Origin of the sequence: Dokdonella sp., from assembly GCF_036518555.1 — a bacterium.
GTDB lineage: Bacteria > Pseudomonadota > Gammaproteobacteria > Xanthomonadales > Rhodanobacteraceae > Dokdonella_A.
Genome location: NZ_DATDMY010000085.1, coordinates 1 through 4,547 on the forward strand (window position 1 = coordinate 1; position 4,547 = coordinate 4,547).

Here is a 4,547-nt window from a genome sequence, read left to right on the forward strand (position 1 = left end):
CTTCGAGGTCTCGAAGCAGCCGCCCTGGTCGATCGAGATGTCGACGAGCACCGAGCCCGGCTCCATCGACTTCACCATCTTGCGCGTGACGACGTGCGGCGCCTTCGCGCTCGGGATCAGCACGGCGCCGATGACGAGGTCGGCGTCGCGCACTTCACGCGCGACGTATTCCTCGTACGGGTACAACGCGGTCACGTTGCTGCCGAGCGCCATCATCTGCGCGAGGCGATCCTGGCGCTTGTCGAACACGACGACGTTGGCGCCCATCGCGGCCGCGAGCGCGGCCGAGTTGCCGCCCGCGGCGCCGGCGCCGAGCACGACGACCTTGCCGCGTTCGGTCGACGGCAGGCCGCCGAGCAGCTTGCCCTTGCCGCCCGCGGGCTGGTGCAGCAGATGCGTGCCGATCTGCGTGGCGATGCGACCGGCGATGATCGACATCGGCGCGAGCAGCGGCAGCGAACCGTCGTCTTCCTGCACGCTTTCGAACGCGATGCCGGTGAGGCCGATGTCGAGCAGCGCCCGCGTGAGCTTCGGCTCCGGCGCGAGGTGCAGGTAGCAGAACAGCAGGTGGTCCTTGCGCAGCAGCTTGAGGTCGCCTGCGATCGGCTCCTTCACCTTCACGATGAGTTCGCCGACGTCGTAGAGCTTCTTCGCCGTCGCGGCGATCTTCACGCCGACACGCGTGTAGTCCTCGTCCTTGAAGCCGCTCTTCAGGCCGGCGCCGGCCTGCACGTGCACCTCGTGGCCGCGGCGCACGAGATCGGCGCAGGCAGCCGGCACGAGCGCGACGCGCCCTTCCAGGGTCTTGGTTTCCGAAGGCACACCGATACGCATTGCAGGTTCCTCGAAAGAAGTGTTGCCAGATCGTTGCGGGACGCCGGGCGCCTTGAATCGTGCACGCGTTCCCTCCATTCTCCGGTCTCCCGCGCGACGGTCGCCGCATGGCGGCGCGTCGGACAGCGGAGGATTCGGATTCGCCGGCAGCGTCGGACCGATGCGCCGGTGTACGGAAAAACGCCACGAGTCGGTCGCCTCGAAAGCGGCCCGGATTATACATGAGCACTGCCAAGCACTCGCGACTGATCATTCTCGGTTCCGGCCCGGCCGGCTACACCGCCGCGGTGTACGCCGCGCGCGCGAACCTCAAGCCGACCCTCATCACCGGACTCGCCCAGGGCGGCCAGCTCATGACGACGACCGACGTCGACAACTGGCCCGGCGACGTCGAGGGCCTGCAGGGCCCCGACCTCATGCGGCGCATGGCCGAGCACGCCGAACGCTTCAACACCGAGATGGTGTTCGACCACATCCACAGCACCGACCTCACGCAGCGGCCGTTCCGCCTCAAGGGCGACGCCGGCGAATACACCTGCGACGCGCTCATCATCGCGACCGGCGCGACCGCGAAGTACCTCGGCATCCGCTCCGAAGAGCACTACAAGGGCCGCGGCGTCTCCGCGTGCGCGACCTGCGACGGCTTCTTCTTCCGCGACCAGGACGTCGCGGTGGTCGGCGGCGGCAACACCGCGGTCGAGGAAGCGCTGTACCTTTCCAACATCTGCCGCAAGGTCACCCTCGTGCACCGCCGCGACAAGCTGCGTGCCGAGAAGATCATGCAGGACAAGCTGTTCGAGAAGGAGCGCGCGGGCAAGGTCGAGATCGTCTGGAACCACGCGATCGACGAAGTGCTCGGCGACGACGCCGGCGTGACCGGCCTGCGCCTGCGCAGCACGCTCGACGACCGCAAGCGCGAGATCGGCGTCAGCGGCGCATTCATCGCGATCGGCCATACGCCCAACACGTCGATCTTCGATGGCCAGCTCGAGATGAAGAACGGCTACATCGTGATCCGTACCGGTCTCGAAGGCGCCGCGACCGCGACCAGCGTGCCCGGCGTGTTCGCAGCCGGCGACGTCGCCGACCAGGTGTACCGCCAGGCCGTCACTTCGGCCGGCTTCGGCTGCATGGCCGCGCTCGACGCCGAGAAATACCTCGACAAGGGCTGATCGACCGGGCCCGGAGTCGGAAAAGGCCCGAGCACGGGGCACAGGGACCAGGCGGGCAAGGGATGACGTGCGGTCTTTCTCCGTGTGATCCGTATTCACTCATTCGTCGTTTCCTTCGCGTCCTTTCGTGCTTCAGTCTTCGGCCTCGCCTTCGCTTGATCCGCCATCCATGAAAGCGCGGTTCCACGCCCGGCTGCGGGACATCCCCGCTGCGCAGTGGGACGCGCTGCGCGGCGACGACAGCCCGTTCCTCGCGCATGCGTTTCTTTCGGGCCTCGAGGAGCACGGTTGCGCGAACTTGCGCAACGGGTGGCAGCCGCACCACGTCGGCCTCTACGAGGGCGACCGTCTCGTCGCGGCGGCGCCGCTCTACCTCAAGCACGATTCGCACGGCGAATTCGTGTTCGACTGGAGCTGGGCGCACGCGTACGCGAGCCACGGCCGCGAGTACTACCCCAAGCTCCTCTGCGCGGTGCCGTATTCGCCGGTCGGTGGTGCCCGCCTGCTCGCGGGCAGGAGTGCCGGCGCCGCCACGTTGCGTCGCGCGCTCGTCGACGCGATGCGCGGCGAAGCCGAACGCCTCGCGCTGTCGTCCGCCCATCTCAACTTCGCCTCCGATGCGGACGCGGAAGCCTTCACCGGCAACGCATGGCTGACGCGCTTCGACTGGCAGTTCCACTGGCGCAACCCTGGCGCCGACGGACGCCGGGACTGGCGGGACTTCGACGACTTCCTCACGGCGCTCAGCCACAAGAAGCGCAAGAACATCCGCCACGAACGCGCGCAGGTCGCGCGCGCGGGCGTCGCCTGCGAGATCCGCCACGGGGACGAGCTCGACGACGCGGACTGGCACGCATTGCACGATTTCTATCTCGCCACCTTCGAAGACAAGGGCAACTACCCTGCCCTGACGCTCGCGTTCTTCCGCCACCTCGGCGCGGCGATGCCGCGGAACGTCGTCGCGGTGCTGTGCCGCCGCGCAGGCCGGCTCGTCGCCGGCAGCCTCATGCTGCGCAGCGCGGACACGCTGTACGGACGTTACTGGGGCTGCCGCGAGCAGATCCCCGGCCTGCACTTCGAGGCGTGCTACTACCAGGGCATCGACTACTGCCTGCGCGAAGGGTTGCGCACGTTCGAGCCGGGCGCGCAGGGCGAGCACAAGCTCGCGCGCGGCTTCCTGCCGACCCGCACGCGTTCGTTCCACTGGATCGCCGAGCCGCGCTTTCGCGCGGCGATCGCCGTGGCGCTGCGCCGGGAGGCGCAGGCGCTCGAAGACTACCGCGCCGACCTGCTCGCGCATTCGCCGTACGCGACGACCGACGCGCGGCCCTGACATCCCGGGCGAGTCCGACGCGCGTCGAACCTGCTCATCGGCGAGATCGGCACTCCAGATCCCGTTGACGAACAGCGGCACGTCGGTCCAACGAGGCGGCGTCGCGCCGGCGAGCGCCGGAATCGACATCGCGGCGGCAGCCATCCAGCGGCGCACGCGCGCGCCGGGCATGCGCGGACGCCGAAGGAATGGTGTTCGTGAAGTCCCCTGTGTGAACATCGTCGACGCTCCCACCCCTCCGACGAGCAGCCGTGATCCGCATTCCATCGCTCACGCTGGACATCGCGTTTCCACCGGTGGAACAGGCCCTCGCCGATCCGGATGGCTTGCTCGCGGCGGGCGGCGACCTCGCGCCGGCTCGACTGCTGCTCGCCTATCGCCGCGGCATCTTCCCGTGGTACTCGCAAGGCCAGCCGATCCTCTGGTGGTCCCCGTCGCTGCGCACCGTGTTCGATACGCATGCGATGCACGTCCCGCGCCGACTCGCCCGCTGGCTGCGCACGTGCTCCTGGGATATCCGCGCCGACACCGCGTTCGGCGACGTCGTGCGCGCGTGCGCCGCGCCGCGCGCCCGCGAGCGCGGCACCTGGATCACCGACGACATGCTGGCCGCCTACGCCGGGCTTCATGCGCTCGGACATGCGCATTCGGTCGAGGCATGGGACGGCGACCGCCTCGCCGGCGGCATCTACGGTGTCGCGATCGGCCGCATGTTCTTCGGCGAATCGATGTTCAGCGGCGCGACGAACGGATCGAAAGTCGCCTTGCTCGCCCTGTGCCGCGCGATGGACGACTGGGGCTGGCCGTTGCTCGACGCGCAGGTCGCCTCCGACCACCTGTTCACGCTCGGCGCCCGCGAAATGCCGCGCACCGCCTTCTGCGCTGCGGTGGATGCGCTGGTGCGTCTGCCCGGCCACGATGGCTCGTGGCATGAGCACTTTCCGCGGCTCGAACCGGCGGACCTGGCACCCTGAACGCGACCATTGGCGCGGATTGCCGACATTTTCGCTTCCCGCAGCGACCCGATCGTGGCAGAATCGCGCGCCTTTCCGGGCCTCACGCCCGGGCATATCGGGAACCAATGTCCAAAGACGACGTCATCGAAATGGAAGGCTCGATCCTCGAGACCCTTCCGAACACGATGTTCCGCGTGAAGCTCGAGAACGGCCACGTGGTGACCGCGCACATCTCCGGCCGCATGCGCAAGA

The 4,547-nt window shown here is 68.5% G+C and carries 5 protein-coding genes; 4 read left to right on the plus strand and 1 reads right to left on the minus strand.

Annotated features, from left to right (window positions below):
• A partial coding sequence (locus VI238_RS05275; protein ID WP_331649195.1) for an NAD(P)-binding domain-containing protein occupies positions 1-834 on the minus strand: 834 nt, incomplete at its 3' end.
• A 221-nt stretch (positions 835-1,055) separates the two neighbouring features.
• On the opposite strand from VI238_RS05275, the gene trxB reads away from it, so the two are divergent.
• The 4 genes from trxB to infA all read left to right on the plus strand — a co-directional run.
• Positions 1,056-2,006, plus strand: coding sequence for a thioredoxin-disulfide reductase (gene trxB, locus VI238_RS05280; RefSeq protein WP_331649197.1), 951 nt, complete (start codon positions 1,056-1,058; stop codon positions 2,004-2,006).
• A gap of 169 nt (positions 2,007-2,175) precedes the next feature.
• Positions 2,176-3,339 (plus strand): GNAT family N-acetyltransferase, encoded by a 1,164-nt coding sequence (locus VI238_RS05285; protein ID WP_331649199.1) that lies wholly within the window; start codon positions 2,176-2,178, stop codon positions 3,337-3,339.
• A gap of 251 nt (positions 3,340-3,590) precedes the next feature.
• Positions 3,591-4,313 (plus strand): leucyl/phenylalanyl-tRNA--protein transferase, encoded by a 723-nt coding sequence (aat, locus tag VI238_RS05290; RefSeq protein WP_331649201.1) that lies wholly within the window; start codon positions 3,591-3,593, stop codon positions 4,311-4,313.
• Positions 4,314-4,420: 107 nt separating this feature from the next.
• A partial coding sequence (infA, locus tag VI238_RS05295; RefSeq protein WP_331649203.1) for a translation initiation factor IF-1 occupies positions 4,421-4,547 on the plus strand: 127 nt, incomplete at its 3' end.

Excerpts from the sequence above, each read along its gene's own strand:
- trxB (WP_331649197.1), top strand. The coding sequence starts at position 1,056 with ATGAGCACTGCCAAGCACTCGCGACTGATCATTCTCGGTTCCGGCCCG.
- VI238_RS05285 (WP_331649199.1), top strand. The coding sequence starts at position 2,176 with ATGAAAGCGCGGTTCCACGCCCGGCTGCGGGACATCCCCGCTGCGCAG.